The organism is Pseudomonas sp. FSL R10-0399 (assembly GCF_009600165.1).
Lineage (GTDB): Bacteria > Pseudomonadota > Gammaproteobacteria > Pseudomonadales > Pseudomonadaceae > Aquipseudomonas > Aquipseudomonas helleri.
This window is the reverse complement of sequence record NZ_WIWK01000025.1, coordinates 1-23,723: the sequence shown is the minus strand read 5'-3', so window position 1 is coordinate 23,723 and position 23,723 is coordinate 1. Positions and strand designations below refer to the sequence as shown.

Sequence of the window (23,723 nt, the reverse complement as noted above, 5' to 3'; positions counted from 1 at the left end):
ATTGCGCAGAAAGTGAGAAAACTGTAGGAGCGAGCTTGCCTCGCGATCTTTTAAAAAGATCAAAAGATCGCGAGACAAGCTCGCTCCTACAGAGTTAAGAGGTTACTTCACGACTTGCCCTACGCCACGGCCACGTGGGTCGGAGGCGGTTTCCAGGGCGGTGCCGTTAACACGGATGGCCTGGATGTCGCCCATGTTCCAGCCCTGATCTTCCAGGGTGTAGCCCATAGCTTTGAGCTCATCCGCGACTTTGCCGGTCAGCGGTGCGTAAGCGTCGTAGTAGATGGTGTCTTTAGGCAACAACTGGTGATGCACGCGCTGCGCTGCCACAGCTTTTTCCAGCGGCAGGTCGTAGTCGTAGATGTTGTTCAGCACCTGGAAGATCGAGGTGAATATCCGCGAACCGCCCGGCGTGCCGAGTACCAGTGTGACCTTGCCATCGCGTGTGACCAGGCTTGGGCTCATCGACGACAGCATGCGTTTGCCCGGCTCGATGGCGTTGGCATTGCCGCCCACCACACCAAAGGCGTTGGCCACGCCCGGCTTGGAACTGAAGTCGTCCATTTCATCGTTGAGCAAGAAGCCCGCGCCTTTAACCACAACGCCGCTGCCGTAATCCCAGTTCAGGGTGTAGGTGTTGCTCACGGCGTTGCCGTCTTTATCGACGATGGAGAAGTGCGTGGTCTGATGCGGTTCCAGGCCCGGTTTGACCTTGGCGGTTTCGGAAATCGCTTTCGGATTAACTTCTTTCGCACGCTTGGCGATGTACGCCGGGTCGGTCAGCTCAGCCACCGGCATTTTGCCGAAGTCCGGGTCGCCCAGGTAATCGGCACGGTCAGCAAACACGCGCTTTTCGATTTCCGCCAGCAGGTGAATGTACGGGGCCGAGTTCAGCTCCACACCTTTAAAGTCTGCCGCACGGTCTTCTTTAATACCGATCAGTTGCGCCAAGGCGATGCCGCCCGAACTGGGCAACGGCGCGGTGTACAAGGTGTTGCCACGGAAATCGACACGCATCGGCTCACGCCAGCTGACCTTGTAGTCATTGAGGTCTTCTTTGGTGATCAGGCCTTTGTCTTTTTGCATTTGCGCGACCAGCAGGTCGGCGGTTTCACCGTGGTAGAACTCTTTGGCGCCTTTGTCAGCGATGCGCTCCAGGGTCTTGGCCAGTTCTGGCTGCTTGAAGGTTTCGCCCGGCTTCATGGTGCCGAAGTAATCGCCGAAGTTGGTGGTGCCGTTAAACAGCGCCAGCGCATCTTCGCGGTATTGGAATTGCTGGTCGGCCACCTTGAAACCATTTTTTGCGTAACCCACGGCCGGGGTGATCAGCTCGGCCCATGGCAATTTGCCGAAGCGCTGATGCGCCTCCCACAAGCCCATGACAGTGCCCGGCACGCCCGCCGCACGGGAACCTACCAGACTGAGGTTTTCAATGACTTCGCCTTTGTCATTGAGGTACATGTCGCGGCTAGCCGCTTTGGGGGCTGTCTCGCGGTAGTCGAGGAAGTAGGGTTTGCCATCAATGAACAAAGTCATGAAACCGCCGCCACCGATGTTGCCGGCTTCGGGGTAAGTCACGGCCAGGGTGAAGGCCGTCGCGACGGCGGCATCGACCGCGTTGCCGCCTTTTTTGAGGATTTGCGCTGCCACTTCAGCGCCGTATTGATCCGGTGCAGCCACTGCGCCGCCTTCCAGAGTGACGGCATACGCCGAGGAGCTGGCGGCAATGGCCGCCGTCAAGGCCAGGGTTTTGAACCACACAATACGCATTCGCTACTTCCTTTTATTGTTATCAACTGTTGCCGAACCTTGTCTGATTTCGTCAAAAATTTCAAACAGCAAAAGGAAAACTGCGCAGCGCTACACAAAAGCCGCAGACGGCGAAGGTGTTCAACCTCTACACCTTGCCGCCTGCACCCGCACCTAAGCGGGTGGTTGGTCCGCCAGCAGTGCATCGACCACGCCACGCGCCAGCTCGACGCTGTGGGTAATGCGCCAGAGTTGCTCGGCTTCAAAGCCGCTGAGGTGCGAGCCAATATCGTCGGCGTTGAGTTCAGCGCCTTTAAGCAACAGCGAAACCTGCGTCAGCGCGTCACGCGCACCAATGCCGGAGTTGATACCGAACAGTGAGGTACAGGCGTGAGCAGCGGTATTAAGGGAATTTAGGGGTGGATCGGGGACGATTTTACTCATGCTAGGGCTCCAAACGTGTGGAGCTACCATCCCCCCCGCTGTCAAACGGAACAGGTGGCAGCTATGTGCGGTTTGACAGACCGGGGGAGCTAGCAAAACCCGGCGCACTCGAAAGTGCCCCGCACACAGCCGCCATAACACGATGAACTGTTTATGACGCCGCCCAGCTAGTTCTGTTAGGCCTGTCAAAGCCGGTCACTGATTGTCAATGACTCAGCGAGACTATCCACGCCTATCGAGCGCCGCAAGGCGGTCGGGATTCTCTCGGAAACTTCACTCAATAGAAAGCGATGCGTCAGGTGCAGACGTTGCTATATGTGTGGGTGCTGGCCTTAAACGTCTGTAGGAGTAAGCCCGTCAGTCTTTGAAATACGGCGCTGCATAGCTCGCCAGCTTGGTCTGGATAAAGTCCAGAAAGCATTGAATGCGCAACGCCAACTGCGAGTTGCGGTAGTACACGGCATGAATGGGCTGGCGATAGCCGCTGTTGAATTCGCCCAACAGCACCTGCAAGCGCCCGGCGCTGATGTCTTCGTGGGTCATGAAGTGCGACAGGCAGGCAATGCCCTGCCCTTGCAGCGCCAAGTGGCGAACGGTTTCGCCGCTGGAAGCGCTGATGGCCGGCTGAATGGGCCAGCGATCACCTTGGGCAAACCGCAACGGCCATTGGTTGAGGCCGTCGTTTTGGGTAAAGCCGATCAGGGTGTGGTTGGCCAGCTCGGCCACGCTGTTGGGTACACCGCGCCGGGCGATGTACTCGGGGCTGGCCAGAATGTTGAGCGGGCTGCAGCCCAATGAACGGGCGTGCAAGGTCGAGTCAGCCAGCGTGCCGATGCGGATCGCGATGTCGGTGCTTTGCTCTAGCAGGTCGATGATCAGGTCGTTGCTGTTGAGTTCCAGCTGGATCTCGGGGTACAGCGCCCGGAATTCAGGGAGGTACGGCACGATGGCGTGCAGCATGAACGGCGCCGCTGCGTTGATGCGCAGACGCCCGGACGGTGTGCGCTGGTGCGAGATGAGGCGCTCTTCGAGCTCGTCCATTTGCTCAAGAATCAACTTGGCCTGCTCGAAGAAGAACTTGCCCTCTTCGGTCAGGTCCATGCGCCGCGTGGTGCGGTTGATCAGCGTGGTTTCGAGCTTGGCCTCCAGCCGTGACAGCGTGCGGCTGACGGCCGAAGGCGTTTGCCCGGCTTGCTCGGCAGCGGCGGAGATCGAACCGCACTCAATCACCGAGACAAATATTTGCAGCTCATCGGATCTGGCTTTCACACGTGCCCCTCATTGGTAACGACTGCATAGTAGTCGCTGACGAGGTACGAGGCTGCGATCGGCTGCAAAGCCGTCGTGAAATAAGGTGGCACCCTCGCTCCTCGACAGCGACCACGAGCAGCTTTCAGGCAGGTTACAAGCCGAAGACTTCGCTCAAGTGTTGCTCGTAACGCGCCGCGTCAACGTCAGGTTGCGGGCGTTTCATGACGTCGACACACAGAAAGGTCGGCAAGCCGGTCATGCCCAAAAACTGGTTGGCTTTGTGGAACGGAAAGTACACCGCGTCCACGCCCTTGCCTTCAAAGAAGTCGGCCGGGTCTTCAAACGCTTGCTGCGGTGCATTCCAGGTCAGCGACAACATGTACTGTTTGCCTTGAATCAGACCACCGCTGCCATAACGCTGCGACGCGTCGGAACGGGTGCGGCCATCGCTGGCGTAGAGCTTGCCATGCCCTTGGGTGAAGACTTCGTCGATGTATTTTTTGACGATCCACGGCGCGCCCATCCACCAGCCCGGCATTTGGTAAATAACCACGTCGGCCCACAGGTATTTTTCGACTTCTTCGGCCACGTCGTAGCCTTCGTCGATGTGGGTGACTTTGACTTCAAAACCCTGACGATCAAAAAAGGCCAGCGCGGTGTCGTGCATGGTCAGGTTGTAGCGGCCATCGGAGTGGGCGAATTTTTTAGCACCATTGAGTAACAGAATTTTTTTCATGAGCAGCCTCTTCAGGAGTTAACCCTCAGCGCTGTTGAGCGGCACGGGGGTCTTAAAGGATTAAAACGTAGGGCCACGATATAGAGCCCAGCCTTTAGGAAAAACCCGCGCTAAAGCAAATTACCTTTGCGTGCAGATCACGAATAACTATCGGATTGTTGCAAAGCAGCTTTAGCCGCTGATCAATAAATGAGCACCCAACACCGCCATGCCGACAAAGAACACGCGTTTGAACAACGCAGCGCTGATGCGTTGACGCAAACATTGCCCCAGCCACATGCCCAGCATCGCGGGCAACAGCGCCAGCACCGAGGCATTCAGTTCGCCACCGCCCAACGCGCCGCGCCAATAAAGCCCGGCCGCCAGGGCCAGGGTCGAGACGCTGAAAGACAAGCCCAAGGCCTGGACCAATTGGTTTTTGTTCAAGCTCAGGGCTTGCAAGTACGGCACGGCAGGAATCACAAAAACGCCGGTGGCCGAGGTGATGATGCCTGTGATCAACCCGCAGACCGGTCCCGCCCAGCGCTCGGCAGACGCCGGCACGTGCAGGGCTGGTAGAAACAGCCCGACCAGGGCGTACAGCAACAAAGCCGCGCCCAGTGCGCGCACGGCCCAACCGCCACTGTCGACGCTCAGCCATAGCACGCCCAGACCGGTGCCCAGCAAGATGCCCACTTGCATGGGCCACAAGCGTTTGATCAGCTCGCGCAGTTGCCCGCCGGCCACCAGTTGCCAGGTGTTGGTAACGATGGAAGGGATGATCAGCAACGCCGCAGCCTGCGCCGGAGCGATAGCCAGGCCGAGCATGCCCATGGCGACGGTGGGCAAGCCCAGGCCAATCATGCCTTTGACCGTTCCCGCCAGCAGAAAGGTCATCATCACCAGCAGTGACAAGGCCCAGCCCAAGTGTTGGTAGTACGCGATTAATGTATTCATGTGGCCATGCTGGGGGATGGCGCAAGGTTTGAAAATGCGTCATACATTGAGCCAGGCTCTTGTTTAGCAATAGGCAGGACAATCCCCCCTGTAGGAGCGAGCTTGCCTCGCGATCTTTTTAAAAGATCAAAAGATCGCGAGGCAAGCTCGCTCCTACAGTTGAATTGAGGCGTACTCGGAATATGCATTTCGACCTGATTGATCTGCGCTTGTATTTGAATGTGGTGCAGGCGGGCAATATTACGGCGGGCGCCAGCCTCAGCCATTTGTCGCTGGCAGCCGCCAGTGCGCGCATTCGTGCCATGGAGGCCGCGTTTGGGGTTGAGTGTTTGCAGCGCAGCCGCCGAGGCGTCAGCCCGACACCCGCCGGGCAAGCCCTGGCGCAACATGCCCGGCTGTTGCTGCAACAGGTCGAGCGCGTGCATCACGACATGGCCGAGTACGCCCATGGCTTTAAAGGCCAGGTGCGCCTGTTGTGCAATACCGCCGCCCTCACGGAGTACCTGCCGGAGTTGCTGGCCGATTTTGTGCACCAGCACCCGGCCATCAGTGTCGACCTGCAAGAACTTACCAGCCTGCGCATTACCCACGCCTTGCGCCAGAACGCCGCCGACATTGGTGTGGTGTCCACCGCGGTGGATACCCACGACCTGTACACCCGGCCTTTTCGCGACGACCCGCTGGTGCTGGTGATTCCGCAGGACCACCCGCTGGCCCAAGAACCCGCGCTGACGTTTGCAGACACCCTGAGCCATGATTATGTCGGGCTGTCGGCCAATAGCGCGCTGGCGGTGTATCTGGAGGAACAAGCGCTGCATGCAGGCACGCGCATGCAGGTGCGGATCCGCGCAGAAGGGTTTGACGGTGTGGTGCGCATGGTGGCCAGGGGCGCCGGGCTGGGCATTGTGCCCAAGGCCACGATTGAACGCTGGCAAGCGCCGCCCACGTTCAGCGTTTTGCCCCTGAGCGAGCCGTGGGCGGCGCGCAAATTGTTACTGTGCGCCCGTTCGTTTGAACAATTACCGGCTTACGCCAAGGCCTTGTTTGAGGCGTTATCGACGAATTAAATCTGTAAGAAATCTCCCAGAGACGCCTTCGCCTGTATGCCTGAATTTTTACCAAGAGTAATATCCCCGGCTTGCTGGCACCCAAGGCATCCGGGTGATGGCATCAACACACTGAATACACCAACCAACAGGGCAACCGATGGCTGACGCTAACTCCCCCCCGGTCACACTCAAACGCGGCTTGAAAAACCGCCATATTCAGCTGATTGCCTTGGGCGGCGCGATCGGTACGGGGCTGTTTCTGGGCTCGGCAGGCGTGCTCAAGTCGGCGGGACCGTCGATGATTCTCGGCTATGCGATTGCCGGTTTTATCGCCTTTCTGATCATGCGCCAGCTGGGCGAAATGATCGTTGAAGAGCCGGTGGCGGGATCGTTCAGCCACTTTGCGCACAAATACTGGGGCGGTTACGCGGGCTTCCTGGCGGGCTGGAACTACTGGGTGCTGTACGTACTGGTGGGCATGGCCGAGCTGACGGCCGTGGGTAAATACATCCAGTTCTGGTGGCCCGAGGTGCCGACGTGGGTCAGCGCCGTGGTGTTCTTTGTGCTGGTCAACCTGATCAACACGCTGAACGTCAAAGTCTTCGGCGAGATGGAGTTTTGGTTCGCGATCATCAAGGTGGTGGCGATTCTCGGCATGATCGTGCTCGGTTGCTACCTGCTGTTCAGCGGCGCCGGTGGCCCGCAAGCGTCGATCAGTAACCTGTGGAGCCACGGCGGGTTCTTCCCCAATGGCGGCACCGGGCTGCTGATGGCCATGGCGTTCATCATGTTCTCTTTTGGCGGCCTGGAGCTGGTGGGTATCACCGCCGCCGAAGCCAGCGAGCCGAAAAAAGTCATCCCCAAAGCCATCAACCAGGTGGTGTACCGGATTCTGATTTTCTACGTGGGCGCACTGACCGTGCTGCTGGCGCTGTACCCGTGGGACCAGTTGCTGGTCACGCTGGGCGCCGGTGGCGATGCCTACGGCAGCAGCCCGTTTGTGCAGATTTTTGCTTTGATCGGCAGCGACACCGCCGCGCAGATCCTTAACTTTGTGGTGCTGACCGCCGCGCTGTCGGTGTACAACAGCGGCGTGTACTGCAACAGCCGCATGCTGTTTGGCCTGGCCGAACAAGGTGATGCGCCGAAAGTGCTGATGAAGCTGACCAAAAATGGCGTGCCGCTGCGCGCGCTGGGCGTGTCGGCGCTGGTGACGTTGTTGTGTGTAGTGGTCAACTACGTGGCACCGCACAAAGCGCTGGAACTGCTGTTTGCGCTGGTGGTTGCCTCGCTGATGATCAACTGGGCGCTGATCAGTCTCACCCACATCAAGTTCCGCAAGGCGATGGCCCAGCGTGGTGTGGAGCCTGGCTTCAAAGCGTTCTGGTCGCCGTTCAGCAACATGCTGTGCCTGGCGTTTATGGCGGTGATCGTCTCGGTAATCTGGATGATCCCCGACGTTCGCCCTTCGGTGTATGCGATGCCAGTGTGGCTGCTGATCATTTACGTGTTCTACCGCGTGCGCCTGCGCATGGGCAAAACGCTGGTTAACCGCCACTAATCCCGACGCGCAATTAAAAAGCCCCGGCACTTGCCCTCAAGTGCCGGGGCTTTTGCGTATCTGGGGGTGCGTATTCGGGCCGCTGAGTGTCGGAACCAGGCATCTGCCCACGCGCAAGGCCCGTTAGGGTGAGGTTTGTGTCTCACACCCTCAACGGAGTTCTTATGTCTGCGCCGATTACCGTACTTCGCGACACGCATCCTTTGCCTGTACTGGATGCCTGCAAATGGGAAAAGCTCGAAGGCGACCCGCATACCGTCAACCTCAATGCCTACACCAGCGAGGACGGCGACAAAATCATGGGCACGTGGATCTGCACGCCCGGCAAGTGGTACGTGGAGTACGTGAAGTGGGAATACTGCGATTTCCGTGAAGGCTATTGCATCATCACCCCGGAGGGTAAAGAGCCGATCCATCTGCGGGCCGGTGACATTTTTGTGATTGAGCCGGGGATGAAAGGCACGTGGGAAGTGGTTGAAACCGTGCGCAAGTATTTCGTTTTTGCCTGATCGCATCCGGTAAAACCCAGGGAATCCGCCCGACGCGGATTCCCTGGAAAACCCTATTCGGGTTTGCGGTAGCCGTTGATGATGGCCGAGAAGTCTTTGCCACCCTCTCCGCGCAAGCTCATGGCTTGATACAACTGTTGCGCCACGGCGCCCAGCACCACCGGCTGATGGGCCTGACGCGCGGCCTCCGTGGCCAGCCCCAGATCCTTGAGCATCAGTTCGGCGCCAAAACCACCGGTGTAACCGCGTGATGCCGGGGCCGTCTCAACAATGCCCGGCCACGGGTTGTACACCTCGGAACTCCAGCAGCGCCCGGTGGAGCTGTTGATCACCCCCGCCAGTACTTGGCTGTCGATGCCCAATGCCGCGCCCAACGCCATGGCTTCGCTGACCGCGATCATCGAGATCCCGAGCACCAGGTTGTTGCAGATCTTGGCCACTTGGCCGGTGCCCACTTCACCACAATGGACGATGTTGCGGCCCATTTGCGACAGCACCGGGTGCAGCGTGTCGAACAACGCTTTGTTGGCGCCGACCATAAAGGTCAGGGTGCCCGCTTGCGCGCCGCCGGTGCCGCCGGACACCGGGGCATCCGCCATGTGCACGCCCTGCTTGGCGGCTGCGGCGGCAACGTCGCGCACGGTTTGCGGGTCGATGGTGCTGCAATCCACCGCGGGCACGCCTTCGGTGATACCGGCCAATACGCCGTCTTCACCCAGCCACACGCTGCGTACATGGGCCGCCGCTGGCAGCATGGTAATCACCAACTCAGCGCCCTGTGCGACTTCACGTGGCGAGGCGCTAATGTGCCCGCCCTGCGCCGCCAGTTCGGCGAGGATGTCTTTGTTGAGGTCAAACAGGTTCAACGAATGCCCGGCCTTGAGCAGGTTGCGGGCCATGGGCGCGCCCATGTTGCCGAGGCCAATAAATGCGATGTTCATGGTAATGTCCTCAACGAAGATTGATGGTGGTGTTGACGCCATCATTCACGCTGTCATCGTCGAACCAGCGGCTGGTGACCGTCTTGGTTTGAGTATAGAACTGCACCACTTGCTTGCCGTACGGGCCCAGATCGCCGAGTTTGGAGCCGCGCGAACCGGTGAAGCTGAAGATCGGCACCGGCACCGGGATCGGAATGTTGATGCCGACCTGGCCCACGTCGATTTCGCTCTGGAACTTGCGCGCCGCCGCACCGCTTTGGGTAAACAGGCCGGTGCCGTTGCCGAACGGGTTGGCGTTGACCAGAGCAATGGCCTGGTCGAGGGTATCGACCTCGATCACCACCAGCACCGGGCCAAAAATTTCCTGGGTGTAGATTTGCATGTCAGTGGTCACGCCCGAGAACAGGGTCGGGCCGACGAAGTTGCCGTCTTCAAAGCCCGGCACGCTGATGTTGCGACCATCGAGTTCCAGTACCGCGCCTTCTTTGACCCCGCTTTCGATCAGCCCCAGGATGCGTTCTTTCGCACGCTTGGAAATCACCGGGCCGACATCCGTACCCGGCTCGCTGCCCGCGTTGACCTTGAGGTTTTGCGCCAGCGCTTTGAGGTCCGGCAGCCATTGTTTGGCCGCGCCCACCAACACCACCACCGAGGTGGCCATGCAGCGCTGACCGGCCGCCCCAAAACCGGCGCCGACCAGTGCATTGAGGGTTTGCTGACGGTTGGCGTCAGGCAGTACCACGGCGTGGTTTTTCGCGCCCATCATCGACTGCACACGCTTGCCGTGCTTGCCGGCCAGGTCATAGACGTGAGTGCCGACGGCGGTTGAGCCGACAAACGACACGGCCTTGATGTCGGTGTGGGTGCAGAGCGCGTCTACCACCGCTTTGCCGCCGTGCACCACGTTGAGCACACCCGGTGGCACGCCCGCTTCCAGCGCCAGCTCGACCAGCATCAGGGTCGACAGCGGGTCTTGCTCGGAAGGTTTGAGAACAAAGGTGTTACCGCAGGCAATGGCCATCGGGAACATCCACAGCGGGATCATGGCCGGGAAGTTGAACGGGGTAATGCCCGCACACACGCCGATAGGTTGGCGCAGGGTGTAGGTATCGACGCCGCCTGCGACGTTTTCTGCGAATTCGCCCATTTGTAAGGTGCCGATGGAGCACGCGTGTTCGACCACTTCCAGGCCACGGAAAATATCACCCTCGGCGTCGGCAATGGTTTTGCCTTGTTCAGCACTGAGGACGGTGGCGATGCGTTTGGAGTGTTCGCGGATCAGCGCCTGCAACTTGAGCATGATGCGCATCCGCGCGCCGATGGGCGTGAGCTTCCAGGTCTGGAAAGCGCGTTGCGCGGCCGCAATGGCGGCGTTGACTTCATCGGGGGTGGCAAACGGGACTTTGGCCAGCACTTGCTGGGTGGCCGGGTTAACGATGTCGTGCCACTCGGTGGTCTGCGACTCGACCCATTCGCCATCAATCAGCAGGCGGGCATTTTGGTACGGGGTGGTAGAAACGTTCATGGAAGTCTCCGAATTTATTTTTATGAGCCCGTAAACGACAGGGGCGGGCGTCCAGATTGGTCGCAGGAGTGTTTTTGGAGTATAGGTGTGCGTTCTTCTAATAAGAACGCACATAAAAGCCGGTCAAACATGCAAAAAAACATCACATCGTTAAGCGCATTGAACTGGGACGACCTGAAGTTTTTTCTCGAGGTAGCCCGAACCCGCAAGGCCAGCAGCGCGGCCAAGCGCCTGGCCGTGGACTACACGACGGTGTCGCGGCGCATCAGCTCGCTGGAAGCCGCCCTGGGCACGTTGCTGTTCGAAAAGTCGCGCACCAATGGCTTTACGCTGACCAGCGAAGGCCAGCGTTTGCTGGGTTATGCCGAGTCCATTGAAAGCACGCTGCACATGGCCTGCGAGCAAGTGTCCGGCTCTGGCGTGGCGTTATCGGGGCACGTGCGCATGGGCTGCACCGAGGGTTTCGGGAGCTTTTTCATCACCCCGCAACTGAGCCATTTTGTCGACACCTACCCGGCCATCTCGGTGGATATCCTGCCGCTGCCGCACTTCATCAGCCTGTCCAAGCGTGAGGCGGATATCGTCATTGCGCTGGAGCGCCCGGAACACGGGCCTTATGTGTGCTGCAAACTGTGCGACTACCGTTTGCAGTTGTACGCCACCCAGGACTACCTGGACCAGCACCCGCCCATTCGCCGGGCTGCCGACTTGGCCGAGCACCCGTTTATCAGCTACGTTGACGACTTGGCGTTCAGTTCCGAGCTGCTGTACTTGGCCAACGTGCTGCCCGGCGCCAGCGCCAACTTGCGCAGCACCAGCGTGATCGCGCAGTACGTGGCAGCGCAACAAGGGCGTTCACTGGCGATTTTGCCGTGTTTTCTGGCGGCGCAAGACCCGCGTTTATTGCCGGTGCTGCCCGATGAAATCAACCTGACACGGCAGTTCTGGATGTACTGCCGCGAGGACTTGAGGAAGTTGAAACGGATCACGCTGCTGTGGGATTACATCCGCAACGTGACGGAGCTGAATGCGCCGCTGCTGCTTGGGGAGACGCGGGCGTTGAGGTTTGCGGACTGAAGGTTTGCCTCGCGATCTTCTGAAAGATCAAAAGATCGCGAGACAAGCTCGCTCCAACTAGGGCTAGTCGGCAATGACGATGATCGAGACGCGGCGGTTTTCGGTGCGCCCGGCGCGGGTTTTGTTGGAGGCCACGGGGGCGCTGCTGCCCAGCCCACGGGTCTGGATGTTTTCAGGCTGCATGCCGACTTTGGTCAGTGCCTTGACCACGCTGTTGGCACGGCGCACGGACAGTTGTTGGTTGTAGGACTCTTGCCCCGAAGAGTCAGTGTGCCCGTCTACCCGCACGCGCGGGATGTCGGCGCCCAGCAAAGCACGGCCAATACGCTCAACGACTTGCTGGCTTTGCGGGTTGAGCGCGTCCAGGTCACTGCCAAACAGCACCTTGCCCGACAGGTCAAACGCCCAGCCTTCGTCGGTCAGTTGGAAACCTTGTTCCTTCAACACGGCGATCTGCGCGGCGCTCAGGCCTTTTTGCGGGGCGGCGGTCTGGCAGCCGGTCAAGACCAGCACGGCCATTAACCAGACCACGCCGAACAGCTGTTGGTAGCGACGAGTGACTGTATGCATGGGGGTTAAGCTCCTGGTAATAGCGGGGTTGGCGAGTACTCCGACTCGGCAAGTTGTTGTCCGCCCCGGGCGAGGCGTTTGGCTTGGTACATCGCCGCATCCGCTGCGCAGAGCAGCAAGTCCGGGGTTGCACCGTGTTCGGGATAAACGGCGATGCCGATGCTGAGCGAGGTCACGATGCTGATGTGACCGGGCAACTCGACCGACTCCTGCATGCTGGCAATGATCTTGTCGGCGATGCGCTGGGCGTCTTCAACGTGATACAGCGGCGCCAGGAGGATGGCGAATTCGTCACCGCCAAAACGCGCGACCACGTCGTCTTCGCGCAATTGCGCACGCACGCGGGTGGCCACGGCGACCAACACGGCATCACCGGCGGCATGGCCGTAGGTGTCATTGATGTTTTTGAAGCGGTCGCTGTCGAGAAACAGCACGGCGACTTTATCGTTGACCGGGTTGGTCGAGCGCAGGGTTCGCGCCAGCCGCGCAGCAAAGTAGGCGCGATTGGGCAGATTGGTGAGCGAGTCATGGCTGGCCTTATGCGCCAGCGCCTGATTTTCGCTTTTCAGGTGGCTTTGCCAAGACTCCAACTCGTCCAGCAATGCATTGAAGTCATTGCCCAGGCTGTCCATTTCAGCAATCTGCGCAGAGGGCACGCGGCGGTTGAAAGCTCGTTCACTGCGTGCAGCGTGGGCCACTTCAGCCAGTTTGTGCAAAGGCCCGGTGATGCCATTGAGCAAGCGCCGCGACAAGTACAGCGCACTCCAGGCGCTGAGTGCGGTACAGACGATGACGCCAAACAATCCGCTGAGCAAAAAGCGCAACACATTGGCACCGTGCCCGCTGACGATAACCGCCCCTACCTGCTTGCCCTGATGCTCAATCGGCACGCTAATAGGCTGTTCGAGCAAACCATTGGCCAAGAGCATTTCGACCCGCGACAGAAAGCCGCTTTCCGGACGGCGCCAGTAGGCCAGCAACTCACCCTCGACGTTGTAGATTTTGGCTTCGGCCACGGCTTCGGTGGACGCGATCATGGCCAGCGCTTCGGACGCGGCTGTTTTGTCATCAAACACCACGGCGGCCTCGACGGTGTAGTTGATGGCCCGCGCAATCAAATGCAGGTTGTGGTCGGCGTACACCTTGAGCGCAAGGATGCCCAACAGCGTCAATGAAAGGCTGGCCAGCACCACGGCGACCAACGCCACACTCAAATGCCCGCGACGCAACACCGAGCGCAACCTGCGACGGTTACGAGAACGCTTGATCAGGCTCATGGCTGTTCGACCCGACGGCGTGACAGTTGCAACACGCTGGGGTGAATACGCACGCCGCTGCGGGCAACCGAGTCGAGGTTCACTTCAAACGCTACTTGATCATCGCGCACGTTCAGGCAAAACAAACTGCCGACCGTGCACTGGCTGACCTCTTCACTGATGCTCAGCACGGCTTGGCCAGCCAGGATGTCGAACACGTAGGTGCGCTCTTCTGTGCTTAATTTGCCCAGATAGACGGCGTGACAGGCGGTGGCAATTGCCGGATTGTTCGCCAGCAAACGAGTGACATGCACCGGCCTGCCGCTGGATTGAGTCGTACCTTTGAGTAAGTCGTCGGTGTATTCGGTAGGACCGATCACGCACAGTTCCAACTGGGCGGGCTCGGCAGGCCAACGCGCATAACTGAGGATGCCGAGCACCACTTGGGTCACAGCCTTGGCGCGCTGATCCGCCAGATTAACGGAAGCGTCAGGTTGGGCCAGGCAGGGAGTGCTGAACAGCAACAGGCAAAGAGAAAGGCATCGCAGCCACCCTCCAAAACGCTGCTCTGTCGATGAGACAGCCACATCCATGCAGGAAATCTCTGTATTCATTCCAAGAATAATGTCGAAACGATACCACAGCCCGTCTAGGGGCTGTGATACCGGTCGCCTTATTGCCGGCTCAGTTCGTCCCTTTTCAGGGCGCTCACCCCAAGCCCAACATCAGGCCACTCAGGCGTTTGACCTTGCGCTGCACAGCCTCTTCGAAGACCCCGGCACGAGGTTCAACCAGGCTGAACCAGTGTTTGGCACGGGTGATCCCGGTGTAGATCAGCTCTTTGGTCAGCACGGGGTTAAGCGCTTCGGGGAGTACCAGCGCGGTGTGCGAAAACTCAGAGCCTTGGGATTTGTGCACGGTCATGGCGTACACGGTTTCCACATCATTCAGACGGCTTGGCAGCACAAAGCGGATGCCGCCCTGCCCGTCATTACGGGCAAAGGCCACACGCAAGACGTGGCGTTGGCTCTGGCCGTCCAGCTCGGGCAATTTGAGTGCAATACCAATGTCGCCGTTCATCAGCCCCAGGCCATAGTCGTTACGGGTCATCAGCACCGGCCGCCCCTCGTACCAATGCTGGTCGCTGTCAATCAGCTTGCGGGAGAACAAGGCTCGGGTAATTCGCTCATTCAGGCCTTCAACCCCCCACGGACCTTTGCGCACGGCGCACAGCACCTGAAACGCTTCGAAGGCTTCCAGCACTTTGCCGGCCCACGCGGCCCAGCAGGGGTCTTCAAGGCCCGCCGCCGCGAGCGGACGCTGATCGCGTAGAACCTCAAGATAATGCCGATAGCCTTTGGCTTCTGCCCCTCGGCCCTCCAGCGCCAGACGCTCGAAGGCCCGGTCTTGCTCGCCCTTGAGCGCCAAGGCGAAGAGGTCGGGGTAGGTACCCGCCGTCAACAGCGCCCGAGCTTCTTGCGGCAGTTGCTGGTTGACCCGGCGCGACAGTTGGCCGATGCCGCTGCCTTCACCAAAGCGCCGCGAATGGCGCAGCATGACCACCTGCTGAGCCAGCGGGTGGGTGCCGTCGAGGTCTTGTTGCAAACCGCTGGCGGCAAGGTTTTCGCCGCTGACCGCCTCCAGCCATTGACGGGTGTGCGGGGTGTACCAGCCCGCTTCGGCATCGCGGCACAGATCGCCCAATACCGCACCCGCCTCGACCGAGGCCAACTGGTCCTTGTCACCCAGCAGCACCAGCCGGGCATGTTCGGGCAATGCGTCCAGCAGGTTGGCCATCATTTCAAGGTCGATCATCGAGGCCTCATCGACGACCAAGACGTCCAGCGGCAGGCGATTGCCAGCGTGATGCCGAAAATGCCGCGTACCGGGGCGGCTGCCCAGCAAGCGGTGAACAGTGGTGACATCGCTGGGGATTTTTTGCCGAACCTTGTCGTCCACTTCCAACGATTTAACTTGCAGGCTGATGGACTCGGTCAAGCGCGCAGCCGCTTTGCCCGTGGGCGCCGCCAGACGAATCCGCAAGGGAGCGCCCGCTTCAACCGCCGGGGCCTGAAGCAGCGCCAGTAAACGCACCACAGTGGTGGTTTTGCCGGTGCCCGGGCCGCCCGTGACGATGCTGAAGGCACTGCGTGTGGCCAACGCGCAGGCCAGCTTTTGCCAGTCAATCGGCGCATTGCCCTGCGCAGCACCGAAAAGCCCGTTCAGCCGCGCAGGCAAATCGGCCGGCGTGGGTTCGGAAGATGAAAGACGCTGGCGCAATGCGCTGTCGATTCGTCGCTCATAGGCCCAATAGCGGCGTAGGTACAGGCGGCGTTCGCAGAGCACCAAAGGGCGGCTCGACGAGTCGGCCGATGGCTCGCCCGCCTGCTCAACCAACGCGCTGTTCTGTAGGGCTTTGCACCAAGTATCGCCATCCAGCGCCTCAAGCAGTTGCGAGGGCAACAACATGGCACCGGTTTGCGGGTCGCCTTCGGGCGGCAATGACAGCGCGAAGTCCGGTTGTTTAAGGGTTTCAAACAGGTCGAGGCAGACGTGGCCGTGGCCCAACTGGTGACTGGTCAGGGCCGCGGCCAACAACACCAATGGGTCGCCCTGCGGGTCGCGTTCATGCACAAACGCAACAAAGGCTTTGTCCAGTGCGCGCAGCCAGCCGCGCTCAACCCAACGCTCAAGCAACAGCAGCAAATCGGCGGCGTGTTTCAAAGGCTGGAGCTCGGCCAGGCTTTCGGCCGTTAATGGCGTGGGCAACAGTTCGGCAAACGAACGACTCATAACAACACTCCCTGTTCCCACGCCGGTTCAGCGGGTTTGAGCTGCGGTTTGCCCTGGAACAGCAAGTCCAGGCTTTCGATCAATTGTTTGGGTGGTCGGGCAAAAAACACCCCTTGGCTTTGCGAGCGCGTGCCACGCAAGAACAGGTACAGCGCGCCGCCCATGTGCTGGTCGTAGTCGTAATCCGCCAGGCGGGCCTTGAGTTGACGGTGTAGGGCCAGCAGGTACAAGACGTATTGCAGGTCGTAGCGGTTGTCCAGAATCGAGGTGTTCATTGCCTGTTCGGTATAGGCCGAATCGTCAGCACCCAGCCAATTGGATTTGTAGTCCGCCACGTAGTACCGGCCTTCGTGTTCGAATGTCAGGTCGATAAAGCCTTTGAACATGCCATTGAGCAGGCTCGGCTCAGCAGCCGCTCGCGCCGCGCCGCCGTGGGTGTGTTCACGTACGAGCTGGTCCAGTTGCAGGACATCAACTTTGTGGCTGGCGAACCAGAATTCCATTTCGATTTGATACTGGTTCAGTTCACTCAGTACCACAGCAGGCTGGCCGTTATTCAGACGCAACGGCTCATGCTGCAGATGCTGCAACCAGTCGCTCAGGGTGTCGATCCAGCCTTGCCAGCCGCGTCGGTTACAGCGCCGGGCTACGGCGTCTTTGACGGTGTCGGCATCGGCGTTGAAGCCTTCACTGCCCGCCCACTCCAGCAAGCCGTGGAGGAAGGTCCCGGGATTCGGCCCACGCGGGAATCGGTGGATATCACCACCGCTGAGCAACACATCACGCGGTGCGTCCGGGTCCAGTCTTTCATCGTCCGAGAGCTTTTGCGCCAGGGCGCTGTCAGGGGCTTCGGCAGGGCTGAGGCTGTCACCAATGCGCAATGCGCTGTAAGACGCAATCCACCAGTTTTCTGCCGCACGACGGGTCGGCACCAACGGTTTGAGCAAGGTGGCCTGATTGAGCGGTGGGTAAAAACGGTCATCATTGACGGCTGGAACGGGGCCGTACTGGATCGCCGTGCAGTCTTGCTGCAAGTCCGCCAGCCAGCGTTCCAACGCCGTGGACTCGGCCAACAGCGCACCACCGCCCAGCAGGTAGCCCAAAGCTGAAAGGTGCAGGACCGAACGATTGTTGTTGCCGCGTTTAAGATCGGCAACGCCCAGCCAGCAAGCATACTCGGCACGCGTCAGCGCCACGTAAAGCAAGCGTAGGTCTTCGGCCAGACGCTCGTCATCCGCTTGAGTGATCAGCTCGGGCGTCGGCTTCAGGCTGACGTGAGCGTTGCCCTGCGCATCGTGGTAATGCAGCGGTAAACGGCTGCCATCCACAGGTTTGGTCGAGCAGATAAACGGCAAAAATACCAAGGGGTATTGCAGACCTTTAGATTTGTGGATGGTCACCACTTTGACCAACTGTTCATCGCTTTCAAGGCGCAGGATTTGTTCTTCGCCCGCTTGCCCGGACAAGGCCAGGTGTTCGGCCAAGTGCCGGATCAATGCTTGCTCGCCATCCAGTTCCGCAGCGGCTTGCTGCAACAGTTCCGACAGGTGCAACAGGTTGGTCAGCACGCGCTCACCGTCCGGGCAGGCGATCAAGGCCTGAGGTAATTCAAAGTCATGCAACAGGCGGCGCAACATGGCGAGTACACCTTGTTTACGCCAGGTTTCGCGGTAGCCACGGAACTGCATGACGCGCCGCTCCCAGGCCAGTTCGTCCTGGTTCAGGCGTTCGAGTTCAATCAGCGGCAAGTCCAGGGTGATGCAGGCGAGAGCGGCGCGTAGCGGGCGCTCAACGTCCGGCTCGGCGCAGGCTTTGAGCCAGGCCAAGACATCGTGGGCTTCTTGCGCGGCATAGACCGAATCCTTATCCGACAGGTAAACGCTGCGTACACCCCGTGCTGATAATTCTCGCCGTACGGCCTGAGCTTCCTTACCGTCGCGGACCAGAATGGCAATGTCAGCGGGCAATAGACCTTTTAAGGTCTGGCCTTCTCTGGCGAAGCCACAGCGACCTTGTTGCCCGCCATTGAGCAACTCAACAATTTGGCTGGCGCACACCGCCGCTAGTTGCTGGCGATACACGATGCCCGAGACGGGCTGCTCGGATGGCAATTGCCAAAATGTTAAAGGCGTGATGGGCTGGCCATCCAGTTGCAACGTGTCTTTGCGCCCCGAGGATTTAACCGGAGCAAAAGGTACCGGATTTTCAGCGCCGTCACGGAACAAAAAAGCGCCGCGCCCGGTGTCTCGCTGCTCGGCCCGCTCAAAGACCAGGTTGACCGCTTCGACCATGGCATGACTGGAGCGAAAGTTGGTGTCCAGCGTATGCAGCCGGCCACTGGTGGCCTGACGGGCGCGCAAGTAGGTGTAGATGTCCGCGCCACGGAAGGCATAAATCGCCTGTTTGGGGTCGCCTATGAGGAACAAGCCCGTTTCCGGGGTGTTGTCTTCGATGCGGTAGATGGTTTCGAAGATGCGGTACTGCACCGGGTCGGTGTCCTGGAACTCATCGATCAACGCGACAGGGAATTGCTCGCGGATCAAGGTCGCCAATCGCTCACCGGCCTCAGCCTGCAGTGCGGCATCCAGCCTGAGCAGCATGTCATCAAACCCCATCTCGGCACGGCGGCGCTTTTCTGCTTCAAAGCGTGCGCTCACCCAGCGGGCTGCGTGCTCCAGCACGGCAGCATCAGGGCTGGGCAATGCATCCAGCGCTGTTTTCAGCCCTGCCATGGCGTCCAGCCCAGGGTGATGAGGGGGGTCGCCCTTCCAGGCTTCGGCCATGCCGTCTGGTGTCAGGCGGGTAAAGCCGGTGCCCAGATCAAGTTGCTCTTGGGACTCGTCAGACGCCCACGCGCTGAGCTTTTCAAACCAGGGTTCGAAGTAACGCGCTTGCATTTTCCGACCATCAACGGCTTTGGCGGCCACGCCTTGCAGGCAGATATCGCGTAGCTCTTGAGCCCATTGCAACCATGGGGTTTTGAGCTGTGACAGCGCCTGACGACGCTCTTGCAAGCAGGCTTCAATGATCTCAGCCGGGGTTTGTTCTGCATTTGCACTAGGACGAGAGCTGCCAAACAAGGCGCGAACACGTGGCATTAAAGCGCCAGGGCCGCCCCAGTTAGCTCGTACCCAGTTCAGCGCGTCACCGTGCATGGGGTAGCAGAACAGTCGCCAGTAATCGCGCAGCACTTCGCCGAGCAAATCGCTATGGTCGGTTTCGAGGGTTTGGGTGAACAGGCTGCCACTGTCGAAGGCGTGCTCGCGCAGCATGCGTTGGCACCAACTGTGGATCGTTGAAACGGCAGCTTCATCCATCCATTGCGCGGCGATGTCGAGGCGGCCAGCACAGGCGGCCCACTGCTCAGGCGGGAACTCGTCGCGCAGTTGTTCAACCAGCGCATCCGGGGCCTTGATTTCGTCACGGAAGAACCGCGCCGCTTCAGCGAGCCGAGTGCGGATGCGATCACGCAGTTCTTTGGTGGCGGCGTCGGTGAAGGTCACTACCAAAATTTGCGGGGGCAATAACTCACGGCCAAACCCGGTCTCGGCGCCGCCATGGCCCAAGATCAGGCGCAGGTAGAGGGCCGAAATGGTGAAGGTTTTGCCGGTCCCGGCGCTGGCTTCGATCAGTTGGCTGCCACGTAGGGGAAAAGCCAACGCTAAAGGTACTTTTTGCTCGCTCATTAGCGGGACTCCTCGCTGTTTAATGAGCGCCAAGGCGCATCAAAGAGTGGGCGATAGAGTGCATCGCACCAGTCTTCAAATTCACCGTCGGCCATCAATGCGGCGTAATCGGGGAACTGGCGCGCCAGTGCTGCACTTTCACGGCGCTCGCCGTCGCTGGTTTGACCGTCACCTTCGTAGGCTTTTTGCGCGGCGGCATCGGCCTTGGCCGGATCGCTTTGGGCCAGCCAGGCGAACGCCGTTTTTACTGCAACGGGCAGCGGACGGCCCATGCCGACCTTCCAGGCCATGAGTAAATTACCCAGAATATCGCGGGCCTGGTCGGGGGTTAGCGGGGCGAGCAGCAAGGTGTCATCACTGGCAACCAGGGCAGTGGACATGTCCAGGCCACTGGCGCAGGCCACCAGGTGATTGACCCATGAGCGCGTCAGACGATGCCATTTGCGCGTTTTAATCGCCCCAATGCTGTTAGGAATCGTGGTGATGGACAGTAGGCCGTTGTCACTGCGTTGATGCAAATTGCTCAGCCACCCTTCCAGCATCAACCCGTGACCTTCAAAACTCACCGGCAGCGCGCTATTGAGCGGCGTTGGCCACAAAGCCAGAAGCTGTTGGTAGCGCTGCAAAACATCGGGGAGTGGCTCAATCAGTTCGTGTTGCAGGCACTCACCAAAGCCTGCCATCGGTAACAAACCGCTGCCTTGAAGACGTCGGGCGCGGTGCTCTAAAGCCTGTCCCGGCTGATCTGGCTGAGCGAGGGCCGCTTCAAGCAGGCTGTCGCTTAGGGTGTAACGCTGCAGCGCGTCGAGCACGAAAGGTTCTTCATCTTCCAGCGGCACTTCAGCCGCTTCAAAAAACACTTTCAGACGCTGACTAAAGAAGTGGCGCACAGGGTTTCGCAAGAAGTCCTGCAACTGAGTAAGGTTTAAAGGTTCTTCCTGCTCGTGGGCCGCGAGTGTTCCGGGCGGCACCGGGACAGTCTGTGGTTCGTGCAGTTGTTGCCACTCACGGGCATAGCTGAACAGGCGAGGATCACCTTCGTGAAAGTAACGCGTGCTGAAGGGCTGCAGCGGGTGCTCTTGAGTCATGGCCTCAAGCAGGTCATGGCCCGCTTGAAGGTGCCAGCCACTGGCAAGGTGATCGCGCAATTGGCCAATCAAAACGCAGGCCGGACGCTCGCTGTTGTCGCGAATACTGCGCCCTACCCAACTGATATAAAGCTGCTCGCGGGCAGATAACAGCGCCTCAAGCAGTAGGTAACGGTCATCCTCGCGGCGGGAACGATCGCCCGGGCGGTAGTCACTGCCCATCAAGTCGAAGTCCAGCGGCGGCTGCGCACGTGGGTAGTCACCATCATTCATGCCGAGCAGGCAGACGAGTTTGAATGGGATCGCACGCATCGGCATGAGGGTGCAAAAGTTGACGGCCCCGGCGAGAAAGCGCTGAGACAACTTGCCTTGGTCAAGGCCCGCCAACCAAGCTTCACGTACCACGGTTAACGGTAATTCGTCTTGCAGGCCAACCAGTTCACAGGTTTCGAGCCAGGTCTCACGCAGCTCCTCGAGCTGGGCCAGCAAGTAGTCGTCGTGCTCGGTTTCGGCCAGGAAGAATAACTGCATCAACGCTTGCAGGCGCTCGCCCCATTGCTGCGGTAATGCCGGTTGCGACAGTTCTTGGTGGGCGATTTCCAGAGCATCAAGCAGGGCCACCAACGGGCCGATCAATACCGCATCCAGGCCGCCGATTTCATCGTAAGGCTCAATACCATCACACGCTTCACCACTGCCGACGGCATAACCCAACAGCATGCGGCGCAAGCCGAACCGCCAACTGTTTTGCTCCAGGTCAGTCGGCAAGCCGAGACCTGCACGCTGCTGTGCATTGAGCCCCCAGCGAATACCTGCGCCCTCGATCCAACGGTGCAACGTCGGTAAATCACGCTCTTGCACGTTGAAGCGGGCTCGCAAGGCCGGAACGTCCAGCAGGTCAAGAATTTCGCTGACCGGGAAACGGCTGTCAGGCAATTTGAGCAGGTGCTCAATGGCAATCAGTAGCGGGTCTCGGCCGCGCTGACCTTGGTCGGCCAGGGTGTAGGGGATGAAGCGACGGTCGTCGCGCTCGATCTGACCAAACACGGCGCGGATATGCGGAGCGTAGCTGTCGATGTCCGGCACCATCACGATCACATCGCGCGGTTGCAGGTCCGGGTTGTCGCTAAATCGCTTGAGCAACTGGTCGTGAAGTATCTCGATTTCTCGTTGCGCACTGTGGGCAATGTGAAAGCGGATGGAGTGATCTGTTTCTAAATCGACAGCGGGCCACAGTTCACGGGTTTCGTTAAGGGGGCGCAACTCAAGAATGTCGTCTTGCAATTGATTGAGCAGGTTGCGTGGCTCGACTTCACTGAACAGGTCGATGCGGCCATCACGAAACGCACTGCGATAGCTGTTGGGATCGTCGTAGCTATCGAGCAAGTTGATGTAGTCGCGACCTTGTTTACCCCACGCGGCAAGCAGCGGATGCGCGTGTTGGTGAAGGATGTCGAGATCCAGCGCTGTGGGCATCCCGGCTTTGCGTGCTTGGCGTTTGTACTGATGGCGTAACAGATCTTTGTCCGCAACGATGTCAGACCAATGGTGGCGACAAGGATTGTGCACACACAACAGGACTTGGCTAAAACGTGCGAGCCCTGCCAAGGCTTCCAGCGCTTGAGCGGGCAGTGACGAAATACCGAAAACGATCACCCGTGCAGGCAGGCCGGGCGGTGCTTGTTCGAGGCTGTTTATCTTCTCGATAAAACGTTGGTGAACCCCGGCACGGCTTTGCGACATGCCTTCCTCGCCAACGTCGAGCAGCAAGGCTCGCCATAGTTCGGCTTGCCAGCAGTTGGCAGGGCTTAAGGCTGGGCTTTCACCTCGAGCATTGCGTAATTGATGGCGACCGGCGGCCCAGTCCTCCAGCCAGTCTGCGCGATAAACCTGATATTGGTCGAACAAATCGGCCAGGCGTTCTGACAGTTGATAGCGTTTACGCAGATCGGTGTCGTGGGTCAGAAAGCGCTGTAAGGGCTCGAAGTGCGGCTGATCAATAAGGGCCGGGAGCAAGCGCATAAGACGCCATGTCAGGGGCGCTTTATCGAGCAGCGATTTGGCGGGGATTTCCTCGCTGCCTAATACCATCCGATACAACTGCCACATGAAACTGCCGGGCAGTTGCACGTCTACTGCCGCCGCAATACCGCAGCCGCCCAGATCATCATCTTGAGCATCTTCGGCCAGAGCCAGCTTTAGCCATTGGGCAATACCGTTGCTCTGCACCAGAGCAATTTCGTTCTCCAGAGGCGCCAAGGGGTAAAGGCGCATCCAGCTAACGACCAGACTGCGTAACTCATCAAGGCGGTTACCGTGGACCACCATAAAACCTGCATTGAGAGACGTAGTAACCGGCATGACGGCATCCTTAGGAGAAAACAAAATCCAAAGGCGAACCTTAACATTGCTCGGGGGAATTGGCGCATTGCAAGCTGCAAGCTGCAAGCTGCAAGCTGTGAGCTGTGAGCTGTGAGCTGCAAGGTAAGCGTCCGGGCATCCCGTCTTGCGCAACTAAGCCGGTTGCCATCGATGCGGCAACAACTCCCCAA

Annotated in this window: 17 protein-coding genes; 4 read left to right on the top strand and 13 right to left on the bottom strand. The window is 59.5% G+C overall.

The annotated features are described in order from the left end of the window. Positions 1–102: 102 nt before the first annotated feature. The 5 genes from ggt to GHO41_RS09860 form a co-directional block, all read right to left on the bottom strand. Positions 103–1,770, bottom strand: coding sequence for a gamma-glutamyltransferase (gene ggt / locus GHO41_RS09880; RefSeq protein ID WP_048372986.1), 1,668 nt, complete (start codon positions 1,768–1,770; stop codon positions 103–105). Between the two features lie 153 nt (positions 1,771–1,923). Then, positions 1,924–2,193 (bottom strand): hypothetical protein, encoded by a 270-nt coding sequence (locus tag GHO41_RS09875; RefSeq protein ID WP_048391257.1) that lies wholly within the window; start codon positions 2,191–2,193, stop codon positions 1,924–1,926. Between the two features lie 357 nt (positions 2,194–2,550). Further along, positions 2,551–3,462: a LysR substrate-binding domain-containing protein gene (locus tag GHO41_RS09870; protein WP_371928889.1), complete on the bottom strand. Its 912-nt coding sequence runs from the start codon at positions 3,460–3,462 to the stop codon at positions 2,551–2,553. Between the two features lie 133 nt (positions 3,463–3,595). Then, positions 3,596–4,180 (bottom strand): NAD(P)H-dependent oxidoreductase, encoded by a 585-nt coding sequence (locus GHO41_RS09865; RefSeq protein WP_153374791.1) that lies wholly within the window; start codon positions 4,178–4,180, stop codon positions 3,596–3,598. A gap of 171 nt (positions 4,181–4,351) precedes the next feature. Then, positions 4,352–5,116 carry a sulfite exporter TauE/SafE family protein gene (locus tag GHO41_RS09860; protein WP_153391170.1) on the bottom strand — a complete coding sequence of 255 codons (765 nt, stop codon included), beginning with the start codon at positions 5,114–5,116 and terminating at the stop codon, positions 4,352–4,354. Positions 5,117–5,298: 182 nt separating this feature from the next. On the opposite strand from GHO41_RS09860, the gene GHO41_RS09855 reads away from it, so the two are divergent. The 3 genes from GHO41_RS09855 (at position 5,299) to GHO41_RS09845 (ending at position 8,235) form a co-directional block, all read left to right on the top strand. Continuing rightward, the gene (locus tag GHO41_RS09855) at positions 5,299–6,183 is read left to right on the top strand and encodes a LysR family transcriptional regulator (RefSeq protein WP_048372994.1); all 885 of its coding nucleotides are present in this window, start codon (positions 5,299–5,301) and stop codon (positions 6,181–6,183) included. 139 nt (positions 6,184–6,322) lie between these two features. Next, positions 6,323–7,726: an amino acid permease gene (locus GHO41_RS09850; protein ID WP_048372995.1), complete on the top strand. Its 1,404-nt coding sequence runs from the start codon at positions 6,323–6,325 to the stop codon at positions 7,724–7,726. 164 nt (positions 7,727–7,890) lie between these two features. Continuing rightward, complete coding sequence (locus tag GHO41_RS09845) at positions 7,891–8,235, top strand: cupin domain-containing protein (protein WP_019410498.1); 345 nt, start codon at positions 7,891–7,893, stop codon at positions 8,233–8,235. A 53-nt stretch (positions 8,236–8,288) separates the two neighbouring features. Here GHO41_RS09845 and mmsB read toward each other — a convergent pair whose 3' ends face one another. Beyond that, complete coding sequence (gene mmsB / locus GHO41_RS09840; protein ID WP_153433451.1) at positions 8,289–9,176, bottom strand: 3-hydroxyisobutyrate dehydrogenase; 888 nt, start codon at positions 9,174–9,176, stop codon at positions 8,289–8,291. A 10-nt stretch (positions 9,177–9,186) separates the two neighbouring features. Continuing rightward, positions 9,187–10,701, bottom strand: coding sequence for a CoA-acylating methylmalonate-semialdehyde dehydrogenase (locus tag GHO41_RS09835; protein WP_048391240.1), 1,515 nt, complete (start codon positions 10,699–10,701; stop codon positions 9,187–9,189). A 129-nt stretch (positions 10,702–10,830) separates the two neighbouring features. Between GHO41_RS09835 and GHO41_RS09830 the strand changes: the two genes are divergently transcribed. Further along, the gene (locus GHO41_RS09830) at positions 10,831–11,778 is read left to right on the top strand and encodes a LysR family transcriptional regulator (protein ID WP_153338177.1); all 948 of its coding nucleotides are present in this window, start codon (positions 10,831–10,833) and stop codon (positions 11,776–11,778) included. 63 nt (positions 11,779–11,841) lie between these two features. On the opposite strand, the gene GHO41_RS09825 is transcribed toward GHO41_RS09830, so the two are convergent. The 6 genes from GHO41_RS09825 to recC all read right to left on the bottom strand — a co-directional run bounded on the left by GHO41_RS09825 (position 11,842) and on the right by recC (position 23,532). Further along, positions 11,842–12,348, bottom strand: a complete 507-nt coding sequence (locus GHO41_RS09825) for an OmpA family protein (RefSeq protein WP_153332114.1) — start codon at positions 12,346–12,348, stop codon at positions 11,842–11,844. Positions 12,349–12,353: 5 nt separating this feature from the next. Further along, positions 12,354–13,625, bottom strand: a complete 1,272-nt coding sequence (locus GHO41_RS09820) for a diguanylate cyclase domain-containing protein (RefSeq protein ID WP_153433450.1) — start codon at positions 13,623–13,625, stop codon at positions 12,354–12,356. Beyond that, positions 13,622–14,197: a YfiR family protein gene (locus tag GHO41_RS09815; RefSeq protein ID WP_153433449.1), complete on the bottom strand. Its 576-nt coding sequence runs from the start codon at positions 14,195–14,197 to the stop codon at positions 13,622–13,624. The genes GHO41_RS09820 and GHO41_RS09815 overlap by 4 nt, the downstream gene beginning before the upstream one ends. Before the next feature lie 115 nt (positions 14,198–14,312). Next, positions 14,313–16,397 (bottom strand): exodeoxyribonuclease V subunit alpha, encoded by a 2,085-nt coding sequence (gene recD / locus GHO41_RS09810; protein WP_153433448.1) that lies wholly within the window; start codon positions 16,395–16,397, stop codon positions 14,313–14,315. Then, the gene (gene recB / locus GHO41_RS09805) at positions 16,394–20,083 is read right to left on the bottom strand and encodes an exodeoxyribonuclease V subunit beta (protein ID WP_153433447.1); all 3,690 of its coding nucleotides are present in this window, start codon (positions 20,081–20,083) and stop codon (positions 16,394–16,396) included. The genes recD and recB overlap by 4 nt, the downstream gene beginning before the upstream one ends. Next, the gene (gene recC / locus GHO41_RS09800) at positions 20,083–23,532 is read right to left on the bottom strand and encodes an exodeoxyribonuclease V subunit gamma (protein ID WP_153433446.1); all 3,450 of its coding nucleotides are present in this window, start codon (positions 23,530–23,532) and stop codon (positions 20,083–20,085) included. The genes recB and recC overlap by 1 nt, the downstream gene beginning before the upstream one ends. Positions 23,533–23,723: the final 191 nt, after the last annotated feature.